The sequence below is a fragment of the Rhodopirellula sp. P2 genome, assembly GCF_028768465.1.
Lineage (GTDB): Bacteria > Planctomycetota > Planctomycetia > Pirellulales > Pirellulaceae > Rhodopirellula.
Window position 1 is genome coordinate 400833 of the sequence record NZ_CP118225.1, and the last position, 22610, is coordinate 423442.

A 22610-nucleotide genomic window follows, 5' to 3' on the forward strand; every position below is an offset into this window, starting at 1 on the left:
AATTCACTTGGGTGTCAAAAACCCAAGGTGATGGGCCGCGTGCAGCCACATGAACTGACGCCACTGCTCGGGCGTCAGACCATCGAGAAACGGGTACTCTTTCATGGCCCCTTCGAACGCACTCGCCCGACGAATGGTCGCGATGCATTCCTCCATCACCTTTGAGTCGTCCGGACCATCCGGCGACTTGGGTTTCAATCGATCCAGCGTTGGGGCACTGGCCATTCTTCGCTGCCGAAGGATTCGACCGAAGATCCATTTGAGCGCGGTGGCTCGAAGAATCTTCGGCAGACGAAAACCAAACCCTTCCATGCCACCGGTCATGATGACGGTCAAGTGTTCACAGATCTGGGTGAGATTCCAGTTTTTGTTTTGGGTGTACCCGTCCGCTTGCAATCGCTTGATTTCAGCGATGACTTCATCACCCGTATGAAAATCGAGAGAACGCTTGGAGATCTTGGTCATGGTGTCGCCAGCGATAGAAAAGAGAAACAGCGAAGAGAAACAGCGTCTTGGATTGGCTCCTCCCAATCTATCTCTGCGATCCAGCTCATCCGCATTCAATCCATCCAAAAAACGCTCCACGCGACACTGGGCCGCAGCCAAGCCACTGAGCCGCGATGAGCAAACAATGTCCCCCCTTGATGTTCGTCGATACCAATTCCTTTCGCGTATAATCGGACCGTCGCCTCTGCCTTTCCATTCCACGCATCGGATTCGCAATTCGACAAGACGTGAATAGCCGTGCCACTCCGCTCGCGAAAACACCTGGATGATCCTGATTCTACCGCTCTTGCTTGCCTTTGCGTTTGCCGCCCCGCCGACACCCACGCATCCCGGATTGACTGAACTGGTGGAGTCCCTTCGCCAGACCCATGCACCTGACCAGCGAATTCAGTGGTGGGATGTTCGTGTCGAAAAAGAGGATGCTGGCTGGCGTGTTCATGGAAGTTTGTCCAGCGAAGAAACATACGCCGCTGTGACGCGAGCCCTCAAACAACAACACCCGGAAGTGGACAACCAATTGGTCCTCCTTCCCGAAAACGGAACTGGAACGCTGGTCAATGCGTTGGTCAACAATTCCGTGATCCATTTGCGCAGAGAACCCAGCAGCAAAACCGAACTGGTCACGCAAGCTCTTCTCGGAACTCCCATTCGAATTCTCAAAACCGAGCGCGGAAAGCGTCTGATCCAAGTTCCTGACGGATACATCGGCTGGGTCAACTCAGCCGAAGTCCATCGCGTCGACCAAGAGCAACTCCGATCGTATCGCGACGCAGAAAAAGTCATCTTCACCGCCCAATCTGGGCTGGCTTACAGTGCTCCCGACGCGACATCGATGCCGATGACGGATCTGGTGATTGGAAACATGGTCTGCAAAGTCTCTGAGCGGTCCGGCTTCACTCAGATTCAATACCCTGATGGACGAATCGGCTGGGTCGATAGCCGCCAACTCAGCCCGGCCGATGCTGTCTTCTTCCAACAGGCTCTGCAAAACAACCTTGTTGAAACAGCTCGAAGATTCCATGGCATCCCATACCTGTGGGGAGGTATGTCGTCCAAGAACATCGATTGCAGCGGGCTGATCTGCAACGTGTACTTCATGAACGGAATCCAACTTCCCAGAGATTCCAACATGCAGGCCCAAATCGGCAGGGAAGTGACCACGGAATTTGTTTCGGACGCTTTGGAACCGGGCGACCTTCTGTTCTTTGGAAAGAAAGCAACCTCCAAATCGAAAGAGCGTGTCACGCATGTTGCGATGTACATCGGAAACGCTGAATTCATCCATTCAGCGGGCTACCGCGAACGGGTGAGCATCAACAGCATGGACAGCGGCCAACCCAACTTCATCGACAGCTATCCAGCCATCTTCGTCAGAGCGGTTCGAATCATCGGCGAAGATCCCAATGGCTTCCTGCCCATCCCCGAGAACGACTTTTACAACGAAATCATCAGGAGCACGGAATGAATCGAGGAAGAAGAGTCCTTCTCAAAGGCTTGGGAGCCGGTGCCTTGGCAACCGCACTGCCGACAACCATCGGCGCAGCACAAGATGCCTCCACGGCACCTCACTCAACGACCGACTTGATTCGAAACGGGAAAATGAAGCTGGGCTTCCGGCCCTACGAACTGCAGCTCAAACACACCTTCACCGTCGCCGGAAACTCACGCGACACCACGCCAGTCGTTCTGACAGAGATTCAGTACGAAGGACTCACGGGTTATGGCGAAGCCTCCCTGCCGCCGTACTTGGGTGAGTCACAGCAGTCCGTGATGCAGTTTCTCAGCAAGGTCAAACTGAAATCGTTTGACGATCCGTTTCTGCTCGATGAGATCCTCGCTTACGTCGACTCGATCGAAGAAGGCAACCGTGCCGCCAAAGCTTGCGTCGATATCGCGCTGCACGACCTGATGGGGAAACTGGTCGACCAACCACTTCACCGACTGTGGGGCATCAATCCCGCGAACACACCTGTCACCTCCTTCACGATCGGCATCGACACACCCGAGGTGGTGAAGATGAAGACGGAAGAGGCGACTCGCTTCAAAGTCTTGAAAGTCAAACTGGGCGGAGGCAACGATCGCGAAATGATCGAGACGGTTCGGTCAGTGACCGACGTGCCCATCTATGTCGACGTGAACCAAGGCTGGACTGACAAGCAGCGAGCACTGGACATGACACACTGGCTGGCCGAGCAGGGTGTCGAATTTGTGGAGCAACCACTTCCCAAAACAGCGGTCGAAGATTTGGCTTGGTTGACCGCCAAAAGCCCTCTTCCAATCATCGCCGACGAAGCGTTTCAACGCCTCGGTGACGTGGCCGACTTCCAAGGCGTGTACTCCGGGATCAACATCAAACTGATGAAGAGCACCGGATTGCGGGAGGCCCAAAAGATGATCACCGTGGCCCGGGCGTTGGACATGAAGGTGATGATCGGATGCATGACCGAAACCTCGTGCGCCGTCTCCGCCGCCGCCCAGCTATCACCGCTCGTCGACTGGGCCGATCTCGACGGCAACCTCCTGATCAGCAACGACCTCTACGAAGGAGTGAAGGTGATCGATGGCAAGTTGACGTTGAACGACTTGCCCGGAATTGGAATCCGAAAGAGAACCGCGTGACACTTCACTGCATTGACAATGGAATCGATGGTGACAATTGACAATCAAGTTCTCAGGCAGAAGTTCTGGAGGTACTTGCCATTTCTAGTTGCTCTTGGAGTCGCCGTTTCATTTTGGGGTTTCCCAAGTTGGATTCGGCAAATCGCTTACGCGGCCAACAAGGACCTCTACGTGGAGCGAGTACTCACGATCTCGTCTGTTGAAGAGAAAATCAGGCGAGGCGGGAAGGGACAAAAAATACGAGAATCCATCGTGGTTGGGAGTATTTTGGACAAGCCTGTCAAAGTACAAGCCAGCTCTCTCCTCTCCCCTCGCACCTCGATTTCACGAACAAGAAAACACTACGCGGATATTTCAACGCAGTCCGTTCTGGTTGCATCCGAGCCAATTCTCGTACCGGTCAACGACATCGACATCACCGTATTGGATTTTGAGACCTATCACTCGCTCAGTTGGCCAAGCGTTGCAATTTGCTTCCTTCAATGGAATGCGATCCTTCTGGGATCATTGATCATCTGGGGCCAAAGGCGCATCAGGTACCTTGTCTTTCTTTTCCGTTTCCGGTCAATGGCTGACGATCGATCTTGAATCGATGAGGGCTTTCCCTCGCTCAGAAAAACGAGTGGGTCAGTCCACTGACTGATGTAGCGGGAAAATCCGAAGGACTTGTTCTTCGGTTCTCGCGCGGTCCACCGACTGGCGACAGTGGATACAACAAGACATACCTACGCATGCCAGCGAAGTCGAAACTCTTGACGAGTTTCGCTACCTTCAACACAAGCTTGAACGCACCACTATTTTTTCTTTTTAGTCGGCTTGGGGAGCACTTGGTGGCTTTTTGCCCATTGCCGCCATTGCTTTTGCAACTCGGAAACTTCGTCAGGGTGATCGGCGGCGAGGTTGACTTGCTCGGTTCGATCGGCATCCAGATCGAACAACTCCCATGCTCCTCGCGCGCCTTGGCGAACCAACTTGCGGTTGCCGACACGGACTGCGGCATTGCCTTCGTGTTCCCAGTGCAAAGCACGCTCTGCAAATTCGCCTTGACCTGTCAGCAATGGCTGAAGACTTTGACCTTCGAGCGGGTGAATCTCGTTGCCCTTGAACTGAGTGGGGTACTCCGCCTTCGCCAAATCAACACACGTCGCCATCAAGTCAATGACATGGGTGGGCGTTTTGATCCAAGCCTTCTGGTCGGTTGATGGCTGAATTTTGGCCGGCCAATGTGCGATCAACGGCGTCGCGATGCCGCCTTCGTGGTTGTAATGCTTGTACTTGCGAAAAGGTGTATTGTTCAAGTGAGCCCAACAACGGCCGATGAACACGTCTGAATGCGGATCCCCCGGTGAGTCGCCTTCGTATCGGCCGCTCACACCAGCCTCCGCGTTGCCGCCGTTGTCAGACAAAAACAGAATCAACGTGTTGTCGAGTTTGCCGCGACGGTCCAGAGCAGACACCAACTTTCCAATGTTCTTGTCGACCTCTTCGATCATCGCCGCATAAATCGCCATCATGTCGTCGTAGCGTTCTTTCTCTTGTTGCGACAACGATTCCCACGCGGGAATTTGCTCGGGCCGAGGTTCCAAGCTCCAACTCGCGTCAATCAATCCGGATTGGATCTGGCGTGCGTATCGTTCCTCTCGCAACTGGTCCCAACCATCCATGTACCTGCCGCGATATTTCGCGATCGTTGCTTCTGGCGCCATGCACGGAAAATGGGGTGCAACATGGGCGAGGTACCAGAAAAATGGCTTGTCTTCCGCGATCGCTTCGTCGACGAACTCGATCCCTTGCTCGGTCCACAAGTCAGATCCGTACCACGGTGGATCGAATCGAGGATCGTCCTTGGCAACCTCGTGACCATGGAGGAACAGTTTGGTGCCCCCCTTGGATCCCGTCTGGTTGGAAAAGTGCAAACCACCAGCCGGCAAATTCAAACTTCGATCAAACCCTCGCCCCCAAGGCGTGACTCCTTGCTTGAAACCCACATGCCATTTCCCCGTCATCGCGGTGAAGTAGCCGGCCTGCCCAAGAACTTCGCCAATCGTGACACACTGATCATTGAGTCGGCCTCGATACCCTTCCACCTTTTGGTCCGTTGTCATCCAACCAATCCCAGTTTGATGCGAGTAGAGCCCGGTGAGCAAAGCGGCTCGCGTCGGGCAACAACGACCGGTGTTGTAGAACTGAGAGAACTTGGCACCGTTTGCGGCCAACGCATCCAAGTGCGGCGTTGGGATTTCACTGCCGTACGGTCCGATGTCCGAAAAGCCCATGTCGTCCACCATGATCAACACGATGTTCGGACGATCTTCCGCAGCGGACCATCCAGACGACGCCAGTGCCACGATCGCAAAAGTGACCCACAGCGCCGCCCGGAAATGTCTTTGGCAAACCGTCTGAAAGGATGATGTCGAAGTGCAGATGACACGGTTCATGTTTAGCCTGAAGACGTTGCGAAGTTGGACGCGGCGGGAAAGAGAGGCTCGCGATTGAGTGGCAAAATTCCCGTCAAACCACCCGCCTCAACAGACACAATCCTAGCGGGTGGGAATCAAGGAACCTTGAGATCCCACGTCATTCAGATAACTTATTTTGCCAAGGCTCGAAGATCACCGAACCAGAGCGGAGAGTCTTGCCAGCATGGCGTTCGCCTGGACTGCTCGATGTTTGAGGTTGTTGCGCCAGTTTTCATCCCGGCAGGGAGCCGTCGGTGCACATAAAGGGGACGGGGGATTTAGTGTTCGGCTCGGTGGGGGACCACCGAGCTACAGGTTGGGATCGTCGGATGATGCCGGCCACAAATGGCGTTGTCGTCGAGCACTGACGTGGCTTTCTCGACTCCAGTGCACCTTGCTACAACAGAGCACTACGACAGGAGCTGTCACGCGGGCATGTCAAAATCACGTCTTCAGTTATCCCCACTCAAACGAAAACATCATGTCGCTCATCACTTGGCAAGAATTTGAAAACGTTGACGTGCGCGTGGGCACAATCACGCTGGTCGAGGACTTTCCAGAGGCCCGCAAGCCCGCGTACAAAATCACGGTCGACTTTGGTGAGGAGTTGGGGACAAAACGAACCAGCGCTCAGATCACGGTGCACTACACCAAAGAAGAGTTGGTCGGACGCCAGATCCTCGGCGTGGTCAATTTCCCGCCCAAACAGGTCGGACCGATCATGTCTGAGTTTTTGCTCACAGGACTGTACCGTGAAGATGGATCGGTCATCCTCGCGGTTCCGGACAAAGCGATGCCCAACGGCGCCAAACTCGGCTGAGCAATCCCCCCCTTCACAACGAGCGCAGAATAGAAAAACAGTGGCATAGGCTTCCGATCAACTCTTAGCAGGTCAGCAGGAGTCACGACTCTCACATACAACCGGGGCTAAGCAACGCGTGAACAACAAGTGACGTAGCGGTGTGGCGCAAGCCGTCCGGTGAGGAACCGGAGGGCTCGCGCCCAATACCGCTACGTCACTTGTTGTTCACGCGGTCCTAACGCTGGCCTGCTGAATGCTTGGCGTTGACACGGAAGATGCGTTGTTGGTTTCTGTTCTTTCCTCCGCCCCAACGGGGCAACTCTAAGATAGCCCCAGGCATCGCCTGGGGTTTCGTGACGGAGATTCTGACACAAGCCCCAACGGGGCGGCCCTGAGAAAGACTCCCCAAAACCCGCTAGGACCGCCCCCGTTGGGGCTTTGCAATCTTGATCCCGCCGCAACCCAGGGCGTTGCCCTGGGCTGGCGTAGGGCTGCCCCGTTGGGGCGAAGTCGAGGAACAAAACCTGCGCAGCCCAAAACGCTGGCAAGACCGAACATTTCGCAGGCCAGGCTAACGCCCAAACGGCTCACGGGATTCAACCCAATCATTCCTGCGTACCTGATTGGAACGAAACCAGCGCCGCGACCTTGGCCCGGCGCTAGTGCGAATGCATCGTTCCAAAACAGGTTTGGCAGCAAAACAACTAGGACCGTTGTTTTTCGTCGTCCTCCAGTTTCTTCGCCAATTGCTTCGCTTTCTCAAGATGCTTCTCGACTTTCGAAATGTCCTGATTCTGACTGCTGAATTGTCGCAACTTTTGTTCGAACGCTTGGCGACCACTATACGAAGACGCCAGCTCGTTTTGGCTAGCTCGTGCAAGGATCCACCCATCGCTTATGATTGATGTCGTTCTGTCTGCTGCCCGGACTTCCATTTCACAAGACAAGACCCGCACCATGACTTTCCCGTTTCACCGCTTCGCCAACTCAACCTTTGCTTGCAAACAAAACGCTTTCGCAACAGCAGCTCGCCCCCTGGTTGGCTTGCTAATCGCGATCGCGACATCAATTGCGACCCCCGGAGTATCATCGGCGGAAGAAACAAACTCTTCCCATCGCGTGCTGTCCTACAACATCAAACGTGGTTACGGAAACGATGGGAAAACGGACCTGCCAAGAACAGCGGAGGTGATCTCGAAACTCAAACCTGACTTTGTCGGCTTGCAAGAAGTGGATGAGCGTTGCAAGCGAAGCAGCAATGTCGACCAAGCCCAATGGCTGGGCGAACATCTCGACATGCATGCCGCCTTTGCCCCGTTCATGGATTACGACGGAGGCCGATACGGGATGGCCATCCTTTCGCGATACCCCATCGAGAAAACCGAGGCGGTCGAACTGGCTCGCGGTCGCGAACCACGCGTCGCATTGGCAGCTCACGTCACTCTGCCCGATGGAAACAAGTTGACGCTGGTCAACGTGCACTTCGACTACATTCGCGATGACACGGTCCGATTCGAACAAGCGACCAAGGTTCGCGAGTTCATTCAATCGCTTTCCAACCCCGCGATTTTGCTCGGCGACTTCAACGACACGCCCGAATCACGCACCGTCAAACTGTTTCAGGACGGGTTTGTCGAAGCAGACAAACCAGCCGACGATTCATTCACCTTTTCGGCTGAAAATCCGGACCGCGAAATTGATTTCCTGTTTGCGTCTCCAGAAACCCAGTGGACCGTCAAAACGGTGGACGTGATCGACGAGCCATTGGCTTCGGATCACCGGCCCGTGATGGCCGTTCTGCAATTGCAATCGAACTGATTCGCAGGTGACGTTTACCGCGTCGTCATCTTTGGACCTGGTCCTCCATCATTCGCCGGCACTCGCGGGCGGCTTGGGACCAGTCGCCTTCGTTGGCCACCTCGATGACCTGCTGGACCGAAGCGTAAGACTGCTCGGAAATCTTTCCTTCGGTTTGCCACTGGGCGACTTGCTCCGCAATCTTTTGCAATGACTCCGTGTCTTTCTGATTGCAAATCCGGTACAGCGCCACCGAAGCGTCGTATCCCTGGTCGTCCAGCTCGACTTTGCTGCGTGGATAGAAGTAGAACACCAAACCGATGACCGCGATCGCCAGGCACGCCCACTTGATCCTTTCGTTTCGCTGGTCACCGGGAATCGCTTTCGAACTTGCCATCAGAGTTTCTCCCAATCGATGACTTCGCTTTCGTTCATGCTGGACATCTCCGCCCACAGAAACAGATCCACAAATTCAGTGACAAAGCGAACCGAACCGTCGCCAAACGCAACCATGCCTCCGCCCGGATGCTCGGACACCATTTGCCCCACGTGGTACGTCGGAAAGTTCACCGGGTGAATGATCGGATACCCAGTGATATCCAGCTCTCCGCCGGAAGGCCCGGCATGGACCAACGTGAGTGTCGCCGCGGCATCGGGTCCGTTTTCAGGTGATTCATAACGAGGATGTGTGAACGCCCCCGGGACAACCCCCACCCAAGTCTTGTCGCTCAGCGATGAGGTGTGCTCCCCAAAGAAGATCGTGTTGCTGGTCCCGTCCAACACATCTCGAAATCGAGTTCTCGAGTTGCGGTAGAACGGACCATCGGCGACCCGGCCGGCGTCTCCGTCGATCACGATCGTCTTCGTTTCCGAAGTGTAAATGTTGGTGAAGACAATTCCTGTCGCGGCCGAACCACACTCGCCCCAGCAACTCTCTTGCCCGTGACTGGCGACGTAGTGACTGCGTCCCAGTTGGATTCCCCGACCGTCAATTTGCAATGGATTGCCGACGTCGTCCTGCACATCAAACGCCACGTCACCTCCCGCAGCACTGGGACACAGGAAGGTGGGAACCCTCGATCCGATGGCGTCCCCGTTGGCCAGCGACCAGATCGGTTCGTCCAATCGCAACTGACCTGACAAAGCCGTGGCTTCCAGGAATGGCAGCAACCCCGCCCCCCAGCCCCAACCGGGCCCCGCGTCCCAAGTCACCGGATCCATCGCAACCGAAGCGGGAGCCACCCCAGAACGGGTTGGAAACGAAACGTAGCCGGCCGGAAATCGCTGATACGCGGAATGGTAGTTTTGGGCGGCCAAACCAACCTGACGAAGGTGGTTGCTGCACGACATCCGCCGCGCCGCTTCCCGAGCGGCTTGAACAGCCGGCAGCAACAACCCCACCAACACGCCAATGATGGCGATCACAACCAACAGTTCCACCAGCGTGAATCCCGACTCCCATCGCAGCGTTCGATCAATCCCCCGCCCGCGAGCGTCACGACGATTCACTGAATTCCATCTCGACGAAACCTGTCTCATCCATTCTCTCCCATACCAAAACTTAGCTCGCACTAACTTCAGGGCCAAAAAATGAGCGAAGAAGCTTTGGTGCCGAGCAATTCCGTTTCCGGCCCAATGCTCTTTCAACCTGCCTCCTCGAGTTAGCTCGTGCTAACATTCTTAGCAGAGGCTATCACCAGGCGATTGCTAGAGCAAGTGGGTTTCTGGGCCAGCTTCCGATGCTAGAATGCGGCCGAACTCCCCTCCATTGCAGCTGCACGGTCTCAAGAGGCCCAATTTGCCTTCTCAATCGCATCAACGCACCCGCTCCGATCACGCCAGCGAAGTGGCGGAAGATTATGTCGAAGCCATCGCGGAAGCCATTTCAAACAATGGAATCTGCCGAGCCGTCGATTTGGTGCGTCACTTCGATGTCACGCACGCGACGGTCAACAACACGATCAGCCGGCTGCAACGAGATGGGCTGGTCATGACCGAACCCTATCAACCCATCACGCTGACCCCACAGGGCAAGCGAATGGCAACCAGGGCTCGCAACCGGCATGAAGTTGTTCGATCGTTTCTGCTGCGACTCGGTGTCAGCGAGACGACCGCGACGGTGGACAGCGAAGGGATGGAACACCACGTCAGCGACGAAACGCTCCGGGCGATGAAACGAATCCTCCAAGAAGGGCTTCCGGCGGCGAAATAAGCACGCCTTGCGACTCTGATCTCAGCTCGACGAACTCTTCTCTTCTGATTCCGGCAATGGCTTGTCCGGAGGCGAAACGACCACATCCGTGAGCAGCAACCCGGCGACGATCGAGACCGCGGTCAACATCATCGTCGCGGTCAATCGAATGCCACTGGGCAAGTCTTCTTGGACCATGATTTGCGAGAACCCCGAGAAGCCCAAACTACCGGGAACCAGAAGCAACAACGCCGGCAGCAACATCACCGCCGTTGGAATCCCCAAGCGATTGGACGCAAAGTGGCTGGTCACACTGGCCACAAAGGATGCAATCCCAACCGATGCAAAGGGCCCAAAGGTGGTTCCCGCCAAACGCAGCGCACCGTAACCCACCAAGGTCGATGCGAGTAACCAAGGGATGTCGCGGTAACGCGTCCGAAACGTCACGGCAACGCACAACCCGATCGGTAGCAACACCAATGCCGAGGCCAACAAGTCGGGTGAATGCAGGGGCAGCGAGGGCGGAATCGGCCGGAATGCTTTCACCAATCCATATCCCATCGAGACGCCAAACACGATCGTTAGCAGTGTGGTCATCGCACCGGCAAACCGAGCCGACCCCGATGCCAAGTTCTGCGTTGCCAATTCGTTGATGCTGATCGTCAGATGCAATCCTGGGACAAGCAAGATCAAAGCGGCCAAGGACGTGATCTCAAAGTTCCCCGGCCCAATGAAGGCCTGAATCCCGCATGCAATCGAACTGGCCACAAACCCCGCGACCACGTTGATCAAATGGGCCTGATGGCGCAGATGATTCATCCACACCACCACGACACCAACGATCAAGCCAATCACGCCCGCTGCCATCGCAACGTCCCCATCCGCTCCCACCAAAACACTGATGCAAGCAGCGACTCCGCCTTGCGAGGCGATTTGAACCACCGGGCCGTAACCGTCCTGCAACTCGTTGATCAGGACCAATTGATCCCAGGCTTCTGTGACCCCCAGCTGGTCCTCCTGGATCGCACGTTGCAACTCAAACAGCGCGGCGTACCGCCCCAGATTGGTGTCGCTCGGATAAACACGCAGCAACCGAGTCTCGCTGCCACCAAAGGTCACAAACAGGGCCGTTGGCGTCGAAAAGAAGCTCGCTTCATGCCCCAACGAGGCCGCCACTTGCTCCATTTCCAAGTCCAACTCGTACGCCGGTGAACCGCAGGCGTGCAGGCTCCTCGCCAGTTCCATGATGAGCTCGACGGAAGAAACTCGTGACAACGATTCAGACCTGAAATATGTGACTGGCGACGGAGTCCCCAAAGAAGAAGGGGCCTTTCAAGCACGGCATTAAAACAGGCCATCGGCGGTCTGAATAGGATCGCGCTCGCGATCCAGTCTCGCCCGCCCCTCCAATCCCGCACGGGCCGCACATTCGATTCAACCGCCAAGGTCATTGCTCCCCCAGGCGAGGCAGCGTCTTTCTGATCGTTGAATTCTCATTCTCCAGGACTGCATCAGAATTCCGATGTAGCGTTTGACAGCTTTGAGCAATCAAGGCAACAACACTACTAATCCAACATTGCTCGCGGGGCACGTGACATGTTACATCGAAAAACCCACTCTGGATCCGTCCAGAGCGTGGACCTGCAAGCGGTCCATCCAACGACCAGAAAGATCCCGCCGTTCCTTTTTCGAGTCGCAGTTCTTTGGGGCTGCCTCCTGGCGGGTCTATTCTTCGCGTTGATTTCTTACGGCAACACTGCGGGTCCTTCCGAACCGCCGCCTGCCACCGGACCAGTTGAACATCCGACTGGCGTCTCGCGATCAACCAACTCTTCCGACTGGGAATTGGTGATGGCCGTTCATCCGAAATGCCCCTGCACGGTGGCATCGATCAATGAACTGCAACGCCTGCTCCGCCAGGTTGATAACCAACTGACCTGCCGATTCCTGGTCTACCATCCCACCGACACCCAAAGCGGTTGGACGGACGGGAAAATCACATCCCGTCTCGCTCGCCTCCCTCACGCTTCCGTTCAAGCTGATGAGGCAGGGAAGGCGGCGTTGGAACTGGGCATGAAGACGTCGGGCGCGGTGGTCGTTTTCGACCCGCATGGCAAACCCCGCTTTCATGGCGGAATCACCGCTTCCCGGAATCACGAAGGTGACAACCTTGGGGTGCGATCCATTTCCATGTTGCTTCGAGGCCAAACCCCGCCTCTCACTTCGACACCGGTTTTCGGTTGTCGGCTGTAGTCCTCGAGCCGGATAGTCATGTCAGAAAACGAACTCGAAACGGCCCCTCTTCAAAAGAGTGCGCAAGTCCTCTTTGCGGAGCATTTGCAATCACGCCAAATCAATGCGGACCGCGCATTGGCTGTGGTTCTCGCTCTGCAATGGGCATTTGCAATAGGCTGCGCCGTTTGGATTTCACCGTACACCTGGATTGGCTCCCAACAACTCGTCCATGTGCATGTTTGGAGTTCCATCGTCGGCGGCGGACTGCTCACCGTCTTCCCGATGTTTCTCGCCATCTATTTCCCTGGCCAGCGGATGACGCGGATGATCATGGCCATCGCGCAAATGCAATTCTCTGCTTTGCTGATCCACTTGATGGGTGGCCGGATCGAGTCCCATTTTCATATTTTTGGTTCGCTCGCCTTCCTGGCGTTTTACAAAGATCCCTGGGTGTTCCTGCCGGCAGTTTCCGTGATCAGCCTGGACCATCTGGTCCGCAGCCTGTTCTGGCCGGAGTCCGTGTTTGGAGTTTTCTCGCCATCGCCACTTCGTGCTTTGGAACACGCCGGCTGGATCCTCTTTGAGACGACCTTCCTGATCTTGGGTGTCCGTCAAAACAGACGTTCCCTCTGGGAACTGGCCAAACTTCAGTCCTCGCTCACTCAACAACGTGACTTGTTGGAAGAACGCGTTCGCAGTCGAACGTCCGAGATCGAACAACAGCGCCACATTCAGGACACCATCCTGCAGCGTATTCCCGCCGCCGTCTTCTGGCGTGATATCAATGGAACCTTCTTGGGTTGCAACGAAATATTCAGCGAGTTCGTTGGGCTGAAGTCGCCCCAAGACATCATTGGCAAACGAATGAATGACATCATTCCTTCGAACGACCAAACGCACAACCGATTGTCCAGCTTCTGCGATTCGCCCGATGAGAATGTGGAACTTGTCAACATCGAAGAGACGCTGCAAAACTATGCCGGCGAATCCAGAACGGTTCTTGCGGGCGCCACCTCGCTTCACGACCATCAAAACAATTGCTTTGGAACGCTAGGCAGTTTCCTCGACGTCACCGACCTCAAGCATGCCGAATCACGTGGCAAATCGCTTGCCAATTTGATTCAAGAGTCGCCCAACGAGCTCTACATCTTCGATGCGGAGACGTTGCGTCTGGTGGAAGCCAACCGCGGATTCCTACGGAGCGTCGGCCTGGAACGAGACGAACTGCCCGGTTGCTCCCCACAGGACTTCCTTCAAGGCATCTCGAATCATGAACTGCGTCAACGGATCACCGTTGCCATGGCAGATCCATCCGGCCGCTGCGCTTTCAACTCGGCTCACGTGCGGAAGGACGGCACCGCGTTCCCAGTTCACGTGGACATTCACCGGTCAACGTTTGAAACTCGGCCGGTGTTCGTTGCCTTCGCGACAGACCTGAGTGACACGCAGGCCATGGAACGTCAGCTGGCCCAAGCACAGAAACTGGAATCCATGGGGCAACTCGCCGCTGGGATCGCTCACGAAATCAACACCCCCATGCAATGCGTCAGCGGGAATGTTGAATTCCTGACCATGAGCTATGAGCGTCTCTTCCAGTTCACCGACGGATTGTTCGAATTGCTCAAAAACCCTTCGTTGAATGCGACCGATGCTCAATCACAACTCAAATCCTTGACCAAGCAGCATCGCTACGATGTGTTGCGAGAACAGACGCCGGACGCCATCGAAGAAGCATCACAAGCGGTGATGCGTGTGATCGAAATTGTCCGGGCGATGAAATCGATGTCGCACCCAGGTCGCCAAGAGATGAACGACACCGATGTGAACACCCTGATTCAGCAAGCGACCATCATCAGCCGCAACCGATACAAATATGTCGCTGAATTGGAACTGGATCTGTCACACGACCTGCCTTCAATCCCTGCCTTCGGGGCAGAACTCAGCCAAGTCTTTATCAACCTGATCGTCAACGCCGCGGACGCCATCGCGGAACGCAAGGCAAAGGAACCGGACCTCGAAGGCAAGATCCGAGTCACCACTGTGCATCATGACAACCAGGTCGAAATTCGCGTGAGCGATAACGGAACCGGTATGTCGGCCGACGTCCGTTCCAAAGTTTTCAACCAATTCTTCACCACCAAAGAGGTGGGCAAAGGCACCGGGATGGGACTCTCGCTGACTTACAACATTGTCTCATCGAAACACAATGGCACAGTTTGTGTGGAATCCGAACTCAACGTCGGCAGCAGCTTCATCGTGACGCTGCCAATGGACTCCAGCCAGTCAACCACTGAAGACTTCAATGCAGAACGACCGGACACTTGTCGTGTTCCGGCTCTGACCTAATCTCCCTGACAACCATCCAAACACCTGATCCATCCGGCGAACAACCCAATGAATGAACGAATCCTACTCGTCGACGACGACTACAGCTTGCTGAACACGCTCAAGCGGAACCTCTCCTTTGACTTCGAGGTCACCACCTGCGAATCCGGCCAAGAGGCTTTGGCCTGCATCAAGAACTCGGAAACGTTCTCCGTTGTCATGGTCGACATGCGGATGCCAGGAATGGAAGGCATTGAAGTCATCCAAAAGGCGCGTGAGATCTCGCCCAACAGTGTGTACCTGATGCTCACTGGCAACCAGGACCTCACCACCGCGATGGACGCGGTCAACGATGGGCAAGTCTTTCGGTTCCTGAACAAACCTTGCCAGATGAGCGACATCAAAGCGGCCATCAATGCCGGGATCAAACAACATGACTTGATCACGAGCAAAGAAGAACTGCTCAAAAAGACTTTCTCAGGTGCGATCAGTGTCCTGGTGGAAATCATTGAATACGTTGACGATCCATTGGTCGACACCGACGACATCCTCCAATCAGCGAAAGAGATGCTCGCTGAATGCAACGCCGACACTGACTGGCGTGTGCCGTTGACCTCTCGCTTGATGGTCGTAGGCATTCCACTGCTGAATCTCGACCAACGAGAAACATTGGCCAAGGCTTCCATCACATCGGACGAACATCGCAAGATCGTCAAAGAAGTCTTCTCCATTTCCAGCCAATTGATCAAACAAATCCCTCGCTTGGAACCGATCGCTGACCTGCTGGATCGAATGGGGAGCTCCGACATCACGACCAAGCAGTGCACCAACGACGACGACAAAATTGCTCAGTCGATCTTACTCAGCTACTACCAAAGCATGCTGAAACGTCGGGGCGAAACCGGTGATGTCGCCTTGTCGGAGATCGAAGATCGATTCCCGGACCTCGATCAAAATTTCAGTGACCATGTTCGTCAGGCAACCGATGCACAACCCAAACCGACGATCGAAAGCATTTCGACATCCGAACTGTTGACCGGAATGATGGTCGCAGAAGACGTTCGAATGCCAAACGGTCTGCTGCTCATCGCATCCGGACGCAAGCTGTCGCCGCCGATGGTCACGCGTCTCCGCAATCTGATCGGCCTGGAAACTGTCGCGGTCGAAATCCCAGCCAAACGATCGCCTGAACTGGCCTCGATCTAGAGCAAGTGAACCCCAATCTCTCACGCCCGAATCTTTCGACGTCTGTCCCGTCGTGAACAGGTGCGTTTGATCGCTTCACTGGACCAGCACCACGCTCCCCATTGGCTTGCAACCTTCACCGCGTGATCTCGTGCATCCGGTCGACCTCCATCGGCCCCAACTCAACCTTCTCGCCATCGGGCCACCGCACCGTCACGTTCTGAACAGCCGCATGCTGTCCCAGCCCAAACGTCAACGGCAACTCCACCTGAGTGAGATAGCTTCGCGTCGGCATCACCTGTTTGGCCAGCACTTCGTCGCCAACCGTGACTTCCACCCAAGCCCCGATCGCATCGCGGTTGCACTTCTCCCCGTCGCCCACCAATTTCAGTCGCAACCAATGATGCCCGGTTGCTTGATCGTTGCGCAACAACCGTGGTGAGCGTCCCACCGACGTGATCAGCAGGTCCAAGTCGCCATCCAAATCGATGTCGGCATACGATGCTCCGCGACCAACCATCGGCACCACAAAGTCGTTGCCCAGCTGCTCCGCACCAACGGGAAGAAACTCGGTCTCATACTCGGGTCCCGCGTTCCAAAACATCTGCGGTGGCTGTTCGTAGTGCTGGCTTGGCTGCACCCGATTGATGTCTTCTTCCAAGTGCCCGTTGGCACAAAACAGATCCAAGCGACCGTCCAAGTCATAGTCGACGTAGGCCAAACCAAACGTCAGCAACAGGCGAGTGCTGGGCCCGAGGCCGGTCGAGACCGCTTCGTCGTAGAACTGCATTCGCCCCGCTTTGGTCACATACAGCGCCGTCATTTCATTGGAAAAGTTCCCAATCGCAACCGCCATGCTGGATCGCTCGCGAAAAGATGTCACATCAATCCCCATCGCCCCGCGAGCGTTGCCGGTGGAATCAAATGCAATCCCACAAATCGCGCCCATCTCAGCAAACTTTCCATCACCACGGTTTCGAAGCAAACAGTTCTGAACCGTGTCGTTGGCAATCACCACATCCATGTAGCCGTCTTGGTCAAAATCACAAAGTGCCAACCCCAGCGACTTCGACTGTGGCACATCGGTGGAAACATTTCGAATCTGAATGCCAGCCGCTTCGGAAACGTCCGTGAACTTGCCGTCCCCTTCGTTGCGATACAGGTAAGAGAACGTGCCTTCGAAGTTTTGCGGTCGCCCATATGCCCGTCCGCCACCGACGAGCTGAAACCCCTGTGACTCATCGTATTCGCGACTCCAAACGACGTAGTTGCACACAAACAGATCCAGGTCGCCGTCGTTGTCATAGTCAAACCAGCCTGAACTGGTGCTCCAGCGATCTTCCGCGCCGCTGACCCCCGCGGACTCGCTGATGTCTTCGAATTCCCCCGCTCCCAGATTCCGGAACAAGCGATTCTTCCCGACCGCCGAAATGAACACATCCACCAACCCGTCTTGGTCGAAGTCGCCAACAGCAACCCCCATCCCATACATCTCGACATCCAATCCGGATCCCTTCGTCACATCCACAAAGGTGCCACCTTCGTTTCGGTACAGTCCCGATGTATTCCCCCGACCACTCGGTTCATCCCAGGGCCAATCCATCGAGTTGATCAACAACAGGTCCTGATCCCCGTCGTTGTCAAAATCGAGGAACGCGCACCCTCCACCCATTGTTTCAGGTAGCAATTTGTCTCCAGTTGCGCCGTTGTTGTGCACGAACGAGATGCCCGCCTCTTCGGTGATGTCCTTGAACGGGGTCTTCGGAAGCACCACCTGGGGTTGCTCTCGAATGCCAACGCTCGCCAACTGAGATTCGCGCACTGGTGGCGCCGGCTTGGGACGCGTCAGCAGATAAGCCGCGATGCCACCAATCAGCACGATTGCCACCAGTGCGATCAACGATCCCCGCATCGCGCGACCGATGTCGGCTTCGTCACGCAAATCACTTTCATCCACTTCGTTTGACTGCGGATCACTCGACATCATCATCTCCTTCGGGGGTAGGGCTGGCGACCGCAGCGGACTCGTCCGTTGGGGTTTCGGTCGGTGGGTTTTCCGTTGTCAATTCGCGATGCAAGGAGTACTTCACGACAGCTTCGGCCGCGTGGTTGGCAGCGGGGTACTTTTCTCGGGCCAGACGAATCGCACGCCCTTGGGCGTTGTCATCTGGCTTGTAAATCTGGTGCAGTTTCCGATGTTTCTCTGCCGACTCTTGATCGCCGAGACGCTCATAGAGCAGTTGCAAATTGTGATGAGCGGAAACGTTTTCGGGATCGATCAGCAGCGTCTTTTGGTATTGCCTGATCGACTCTTCAAAGTAGGCCTGTCCCTCATCAGCCCGACGCTGGCGTTCGCGGATGTTGCCGAGATCAAACAAGGTTCGACCGAGTTGGTTGATCACTTCAATGTCCAAACTGAAATCAAATCCGCGACGTTGCATGTCTTCCGTGCTGTCATCCAACACGCTTCGAAGGTTTTGCTCGGCCTCTTCCAAACGTCCCTGTTGCGAGTTGATGACTCCCGACAACCATGCCCACGTCCAGCGAGGGAAACCTTCGGTCTCGCGATACTCGTCAGCCCGTTGCAGGGCCTCCACAGCTTCATCCAAGCGTCCCTCCGTGTTCAAAACGCGAGCCAAGTTCAGCGGGCCGTCGTATCGATCCAATTTCCCCACTTCACGGAACGCGTCTTCGGCCTGGCGAAGTTCCGCCTTGCCTTTCAGCAGCAAACCGATGCCATAGTCGTTCCATCGCTGCCAGGTTGGAATCTCCCGCGGCGAATTTTCAACAGCATCGTCCAAGCCTTCGATTGGAAACACCACTGTGTCGACCGCCATCGTCGTGATCGGCAACTCATTGTTGTAGTGCTGACCGGGGATGTGCCCGCGAATCTGAATCCCATGTTCCTCATTGACCCTGGCAACGAAGTCCATGTACTCCGTGTCGAACTTTCGATACAGCAACTTCAACTCCACCTGAATCGGTTCAGTCACATCGTCCGGCACATTCAGTTCGTAGTGAACCGTCTGCCCAGCCCCCGGCGGGATCTGGTGGTTGTAGAGCGGCGTGAAGATGTCTTCCGCATTGCGACGATTGATTCGGTTGCCGTCCTTGTCCAGCATGAACACGTTGATGAAGTGCGACCACGGATCGACTTCGTTGTACTTGTTTTCATTGACCAAACCGCTGTGACCGATCAATCGGTCGCCGCTGGTCACTTTGACCTGCAACCAAATTTCGTTGCTGTCCACGGTGCCCTGCGAAAACAGGTGCCCCATCTTCATTGTCCGAACCACCGTTTCCAGCAGATACTTTTCTCCCCGTTTGAGTGCTGGCACTTCGGGACGCAGCGGCGCGATCAACTCCCCATCGATCTCGCCACCTTCGCGGACACCAAAGATGTCAACACGCATCACATCCTGCAAATACTCTTGATGCGCTGCGATGACATCGTCTCGATCACGCAGCCACGCGATCCCAGTGTTCGCCGAGGGGAACATGTGATCGTGCACACTCAGTTCTTCCGCGTCATCGAACCTCTTTGCACCAAAGTCATTCGACGCCACCAAGGGCATGTGACACTTGTTGCAGTTATCGACCGCCTTGGGCGGGTAGTAAAAACTTCTCGCACCGTGCCCCGACACGCCACTGAACAAATACGGGTCGTAATGGTTCTGGCCACGCAAAAATTCTTTGTAGCCGGTCAACGCTTCAGGCAAGTGCACCTTGTGGCACGTCGAACAGAACTCAGCCGTCTTGTGAAACGGTTTCAAGAACGTTTTCTTGTGAAACGACGGCTTTGCCTTCACCAATTGATTGTTGATCCACTGCAGCGCCGCGTTCTCGCTGTTGGCAAACGGATAGTGCAGTGGTTCTTCAATCGTGTAGTCGGCGTTGCCTCGCACACTGTTCACGTTTGTGATCGCATGACAAACCGTGCACGTGATCCCGGCATTTGCGGTCGGGTGATCTGTCATGTCGAAGTTCGGGTCATCAAACGCCCCCGAAAAGAATGGCACGGGATCGTGGCAACCCGCACACCATCGTGAGGCCTGAACCGACCCGTCCCGTTCGAGCGACTTCGCACGCGTTTCACTGACACTGGCGAAGTAGGGTGGGTTGTTGAAAGAACTGAACCGGTGAACGCTGTCCTGCCAGTCTTTGTGAATGTCCGCATGACATTTCAAACAGTACTCATCGTTCATCAATGCATCGGACGGGATGAAGTTGCCGCTCGACGTCCGCGCCAGCGATGGTTCGAAGTACTGCGTCCCTGAGTCCGGCCCCACCGCATTCCACTGCCGTGGATCCTGCATCTGCAAGATCACCATGGCGGCGATGGACGCCACCGCGACCCCGCCAAAGCTCATTCCGATTCGCCACTTGATGCGAGGCCCGGCCAAGCGGTGCAGCCAATACAGCCAAATCGAGGCCAGCGGAAACGCGACGTGCAACCAATACACCGTGTTGCGGGCCAACGGTTGTTTCAAATCAAACCCACCGATCCGAACCAACAAAATCCCCGTCGTGAGGATGCCCAAGCTGACCGCGAACAGGGCGTAGCCGATCCGGACCGCCCGCCGGTTGCGACGATCCTTGGTGTTCCACAGGTGGATCAAACCAAAGATGACGACCGGCAGAACCAACAGCAGTCCCATCACCAAGTGAGCCAGGAACATGTATTGATAGAAATAATCCTGATACGTCTGATCCCGAAACCACTCGAGGAACGTGAACGTCGCTAGGTAGCCCGAGTTGGCCAACAGCAACGCGAAAAGAACGAAGATGGCGTACAGCAGTTTCTTGAGCCGCGGACCGACCGCGCGAACGTACTTTTTCCGCGGCTTCGGCACGGCCGCACCGGGTTGTGCAACAGATGACATGAGGCGATTCCAATGAACGGTCAGATGGCAGACGAGGTGTGCACCCGCCACCGACAACATCGGTTGGAGTGCAGCAATCGAATGAAAGCGAATCACTTCCAGTCGAGACCCTTCGTTCGCCCGCGCGAAAGAATTGGCGCAGGCGATGACTTCGAGCAAGACCTCTTCCGCAACGGTGACACAACGCCAGAGGCGGGTTGATCATCGACCAAGACGATGGAAGACAATCAACGCATGCAGCCCCGGATGGGAAGACGACTTGCTCAAGCCTGAGACAACGTCATCTGCGGCGGGCGATCGATCCCGAGCGAGAATCCCGGTTGGACATCAACGGAGTCTTCTCGCGATCGGCAAAGGAACTCGGCCAAGCGAACGCTCTCCGCCCCCGCCTTCCAAACCGCATCGTGATGCGGACGCTCAGCCACAGGAATCATCGGTGCAGGAATCGGAAGCACTGGCAGTTGGCCACACAACGGGCCATCACACGGTTTGGCTGGAACCGATTGGCTGGGCAGCCTCTGAATGGGCAGCCTCTGACTGGGCAAATCCTGTTGGGGCATCTCACGATGCTGATCCAGCTGAGCTTCAGACTCGCGGTTTTCCGCTCCGCTGATCCGCATCGATGACTGCTGAGCAGCGACCATGGAAGTGCTGCCGGAGTGCTGCAACCAATCCCCGCAACTCGCCTCGACTGAACGTGGCGTCGAAACGCTCGCCAGTACAACAGCGACTACGAATGGAAAGAGAACACGTGACATCGATTCTTCAGTCGATCCAACGGAGAGTCCGCCACCTCAAGAAAAGCAACGCTCGACCAAGAGCAGAGGCTGGCATCCTTACGAGCCTAGGCGGACTCACCCCCCAAGTCAATCAAACAAGGGAAGTCCCCCCCCCACAGCAATCTTAAGAGCACCTCGGTTCCCCTCCCAAACCCGCCAGCAGGATGAGCGATTGCCAGCTCGGCCTCGCTCCGTCCCAACCCGTCCGACCTGGAATCGAAAAGACGCAAAACACCGAAGTTTGCTAAGCTGATTGCACCCGCGAGATTCACTCTGGAATGACATGAAACTGACAACCCAAACGGACTACGCGTTGCGAACGCTGATGTACTTGGCCACGAGAGACACTCGGGCCAACGTCGCTGGGGTGGCGTCGCTTTTCAACATCTCGGTCAACCATGTGGCCAAGGTGGTCAACTTGCTCGCTCGCGAAGGTTATGTCCGAAGCATCCGCGGAGTCGGCGGCGGGATCGAGCTGGCCGTTCGACCGGAAGACGTGACCGTCGGCCAGATCATCCAAACGATTGAGAACGACACGCATCTCCTGCCATGTGTTGGATCCGACCACAGTTGTGCGATCCATTCGTTCTGCAAACTCAGTGGCGTGCTGGCCAACGCCGAACGCATTCAAATGGATTATCTGAACAGCGTCACACTCGCGGACGTCGTCCCCACGCGTGGCCAATTGGATCAACTCAACACCGAATGAGCCGGGTCCGCGGGGCAGACACACGCCCCTCTGAACAAACGCACCCCACCTGCGGACACCCAGCACCCGCAGACCGGACTTTTCGAGGACTTCCGCCCCCCTCTATTTTCTCGGCGGAA

18 protein-coding genes are annotated in these 22610 nt (G+C 55.8%); 10 read left to right on the forward strand and 8 right to left on the reverse strand.

Going from position 1 to position 22610, the window contains the following annotated elements; all coding sequences use genetic code 11:
• Positions 1–3: 3 nt before the first annotated feature.
• Complete coding sequence (locus tag PSR62_RS01365) at positions 4–465, reverse strand: DUF1569 domain-containing protein (protein WP_274406046.1); 462 nt, start codon at positions 463–465, stop codon at positions 4–6.
• Positions 466–772: 307 nt separating this feature from the next.
• Here PSR62_RS01365 and PSR62_RS01370 point away from each other — a divergent pair, with 307 nt between their 5' ends.
• From PSR62_RS01370 to PSR62_RS01380, 3 genes are read left to right on the forward strand one after another with little or no spacing between them, the layout of a single operon-like run.
• Entirely contained in the window at positions 773–1972 is a 1200-nt protein-coding gene (locus PSR62_RS01370) for a C40 family peptidase (RefSeq protein ID WP_274406047.1), read from the forward strand.
• Positions 1969–3126: a dipeptide epimerase gene (locus PSR62_RS01375; RefSeq protein ID WP_274406048.1), complete on the forward strand. Its 1158-nt coding sequence runs from the start codon at positions 1969–1971 to the stop codon at positions 3124–3126. The genes PSR62_RS01370 and PSR62_RS01375 overlap by 4 nt, the downstream gene beginning before the upstream one ends.
• A gap of 27 nt (positions 3127–3153) precedes the next feature.
• Positions 3154–3714 (forward strand): hypothetical protein, encoded by a 561-nt coding sequence (locus tag PSR62_RS01380; RefSeq protein ID WP_274406049.1) that lies wholly within the window; start codon positions 3154–3156, stop codon positions 3712–3714.
• A gap of 206 nt (positions 3715–3920) precedes the next feature.
• On the opposite strand, the gene PSR62_RS01385 is transcribed toward PSR62_RS01380, so the two are convergent.
• A complete protein-coding gene (locus tag PSR62_RS01385; protein WP_274406050.1) occupies positions 3921–5564 on the reverse strand; it encodes an arylsulfatase in 1644 nt (547 codons plus the stop codon).
• A 502-nt stretch (positions 5565–6066) separates the two neighbouring features.
• Between PSR62_RS01385 and PSR62_RS01390 the strand changes: the two genes are divergently transcribed.
• Positions 6067–6405 carry a tRNA-binding protein gene (locus tag PSR62_RS01390; RefSeq protein ID WP_274406051.1) on the forward strand — a complete coding sequence of 113 codons (339 nt, stop codon included), beginning with the start codon at positions 6067–6069 and terminating at the stop codon, positions 6403–6405.
• Positions 6406–7344: 939 nt separating this feature from the next.
• A complete protein-coding gene (locus PSR62_RS01395) occupies positions 7345–8205 on the forward strand; it encodes an endonuclease/exonuclease/phosphatase family protein (protein ID WP_274406052.1) in 861 nt (286 codons plus the stop codon).
• A gap of 25 nt (positions 8206–8230) precedes the next feature.
• Here the strand turns inward: PSR62_RS01395 and PSR62_RS01400 are convergent, their stop codons facing one another.
• Together PSR62_RS01400 and PSR62_RS01405 are read right to left on the reverse strand one after the other, a co-directional pair.
• Positions 8231–8581, reverse strand: a complete 351-nt coding sequence (locus PSR62_RS01400; RefSeq protein WP_274406053.1) for a hypothetical protein — start codon at positions 8579–8581, stop codon at positions 8231–8233.
• Complete coding sequence (locus tag PSR62_RS01405; RefSeq protein WP_443217340.1) at positions 8581–9723, reverse strand: DUF1559 family PulG-like putative transporter; 1143 nt, start codon at positions 9721–9723, stop codon at positions 8581–8583. Before PSR62_RS01405 ends, PSR62_RS01400 begins: the two co-directional genes overlap by 1 nt.
• Before the next feature lie 259 nt (positions 9724–9982).
• Here PSR62_RS01405 and mntR point away from each other — a divergent pair, with 259 nt between their 5' ends.
• The gene (mntR, locus tag PSR62_RS01410) at positions 9983–10396 is read left to right on the forward strand and encodes a manganese-binding transcriptional regulator MntR (protein WP_274406055.1); all 414 of its coding nucleotides are present in this window, start codon (positions 9983–9985) and stop codon (positions 10394–10396) included.
• Between the two features lie 21 nt (positions 10397–10417).
• Here mntR and PSR62_RS01415 read toward each other — a convergent pair whose 3' ends face one another.
• On the reverse strand, positions 10418–11650 hold the full coding sequence (locus PSR62_RS01415) for a threonine/serine ThrE exporter family protein (RefSeq protein ID WP_274406056.1): 1233 nt from the start codon (positions 11648–11650) through the stop codon (positions 10418–10420).
• Positions 11651–12226: 576 nt separating this feature from the next.
• Between PSR62_RS01415 and PSR62_RS01420 the strand changes: the two genes are divergently transcribed.
• Genes PSR62_RS01420 through PSR62_RS01430 form a run of 3 tightly spaced genes read left to right on the forward strand, consistent with a single transcriptional unit; the run spans position 12227 to position 16141 of the window.
• Entirely contained in the window at positions 12227–12628 is a 402-nt protein-coding gene (locus PSR62_RS01420; RefSeq protein WP_274406057.1) for a hypothetical protein, read from the forward strand.
• An 18-nt stretch (positions 12629–12646) separates the two neighbouring features.
• The gene (locus tag PSR62_RS01425; RefSeq protein ID WP_274406058.1) at positions 12647–14956 is read left to right on the forward strand and encodes a PAS domain-containing sensor histidine kinase; all 2310 of its coding nucleotides are present in this window, start codon (positions 12647–12649) and stop codon (positions 14954–14956) included.
• A gap of 48 nt (positions 14957–15004) precedes the next feature.
• Positions 15005–16141: a response regulator gene (locus tag PSR62_RS01430; RefSeq protein ID WP_274406059.1), complete on the forward strand. Its 1137-nt coding sequence runs from the start codon at positions 15005–15007 to the stop codon at positions 16139–16141.
• A gap of 115 nt (positions 16142–16256) precedes the next feature.
• Here PSR62_RS01430 and PSR62_RS01435 read toward each other — a convergent pair whose 3' ends face one another.
• The 3 genes from PSR62_RS01435 to PSR62_RS01445 all read right to left on the reverse strand — a co-directional run bounded on the left by PSR62_RS01435 (position 16257) and on the right by PSR62_RS01445 (position 21761).
• Positions 16257–18110: a CRTAC1 family protein gene (locus PSR62_RS01435; protein WP_274406060.1), complete on the reverse strand. Its 1854-nt coding sequence runs from the start codon at positions 18108–18110 to the stop codon at positions 16257–16259.
• Positions 18094–21003, reverse strand: a complete 2910-nt coding sequence (locus PSR62_RS01440; RefSeq protein ID WP_274406061.1) for a multiheme c-type cytochrome — start codon at positions 21001–21003, stop codon at positions 18094–18096. The genes PSR62_RS01435 and PSR62_RS01440 overlap by 17 nt, the downstream gene beginning before the upstream one ends.
• A gap of 263 nt (positions 21004–21266) precedes the next feature.
• On the reverse strand, positions 21267–21761 hold the full coding sequence (locus PSR62_RS01445) for a hypothetical protein (protein WP_274406062.1): 495 nt from the start codon (positions 21759–21761) through the stop codon (positions 21267–21269).
• 304 nt (positions 21762–22065) lie between these two features.
• Here PSR62_RS01445 and PSR62_RS01450 point away from each other — a divergent pair, with 304 nt between their 5' ends.
• A complete protein-coding gene (locus PSR62_RS01450) occupies positions 22066–22491 on the forward strand; it encodes an RrF2 family transcriptional regulator (protein WP_274406063.1) in 426 nt (141 codons plus the stop codon).
• Positions 22492–22610 lie beyond the last annotated feature (119 nt).

Excerpts from the sequence above, each read along its gene's own strand:
- PSR62_RS01370 (WP_274406047.1), top strand. The coding sequence starts at position 773 with ATGATCCTGATTCTACCGCTCTTGCTTGCCTTTGCGTTTGCCGCCCCG.
- PSR62_RS01380 (WP_274406049.1), top strand. The coding sequence starts at position 3,154 with ATGGTGACAATTGACAATCAAGTTCTCAGGCAGAAGTTCTGGAGGTAC.
- PSR62_RS01445 (WP_274406062.1), bottom strand. The coding sequence starts at position 21,761 with ATGTCACGTGTTCTCTTTCCATTCGTAGTCGCTGTTGTACTGGCGAGC.
- PSR62_RS01450 (WP_274406063.1), top strand. The coding sequence starts at position 22,066 with ATGAAACTGACAACCCAAACGGACTACGCGTTGCGAACGCTGATGTAC.
- PSR62_RS01375 (WP_274406048.1), top strand. The coding sequence starts at position 1,969 with ATGAATCGAGGAAGAAGAGTCCTTCTCAAAGGCTTGGGAGCCGGTGCC.
- PSR62_RS01430 (WP_274406059.1), top strand. The coding sequence starts at position 15,005 with ATGAATGAACGAATCCTACTCGTCGACGACGACTACAGCTTGCTGAAC.
- PSR62_RS01400 (WP_274406053.1), bottom strand. The coding sequence starts at position 8,581 with ATGGCAAGTTCGAAAGCGATTCCCGGTGACCAGCGAAACGAAAGGATC.
- PSR62_RS01390 (WP_274406051.1), top strand. The coding sequence starts at position 6,067 with ATGTCGCTCATCACTTGGCAAGAATTTGAAAACGTTGACGTGCGCGTG.
- PSR62_RS01420 (WP_274406057.1), top strand. The coding sequence starts at position 12,227 with ATGGCCGTTCATCCGAAATGCCCCTGCACGGTGGCATCGATCAATGAA.
- PSR62_RS01440 (WP_274406061.1), bottom strand. The coding sequence starts at position 21,003 with ATGTCATCTGTTGCACAACCCGGTGCGGCCGTGCCGAAGCCGCGGAAA.
- PSR62_RS01435 (WP_274406060.1), bottom strand. The coding sequence starts at position 18,110 with ATGATGATGTCGAGTGATCCGCAGTCAAACGAAGTGGATGAAAGTGAT.
- PSR62_RS01405 (WP_443217340.1), bottom strand. The coding sequence starts at position 9,723 with ATGAGACAGGTTTCGTCGAGATGGAATTCAGTGAATCGTCGTGACGCT.
- PSR62_RS01395 (WP_274406052.1), top strand. The coding sequence starts at position 7,345 with ATGACTTTCCCGTTTCACCGCTTCGCCAACTCAACCTTTGCTTGCAAA.
- PSR62_RS01385 (WP_274406050.1), bottom strand. The coding sequence starts at position 5,564 with ATGAACCGTGTCATCTGCACTTCGACATCATCCTTTCAGACGGTTTGC.
- PSR62_RS01365 (WP_274406046.1), bottom strand. The coding sequence starts at position 465 with ATGACCAAGATCTCCAAGCGTTCTCTCGATTTTCATACGGGTGATGAA.
- PSR62_RS01425 (WP_274406058.1), top strand. The coding sequence starts at position 12,647 with ATGTCAGAAAACGAACTCGAAACGGCCCCTCTTCAAAAGAGTGCGCAA.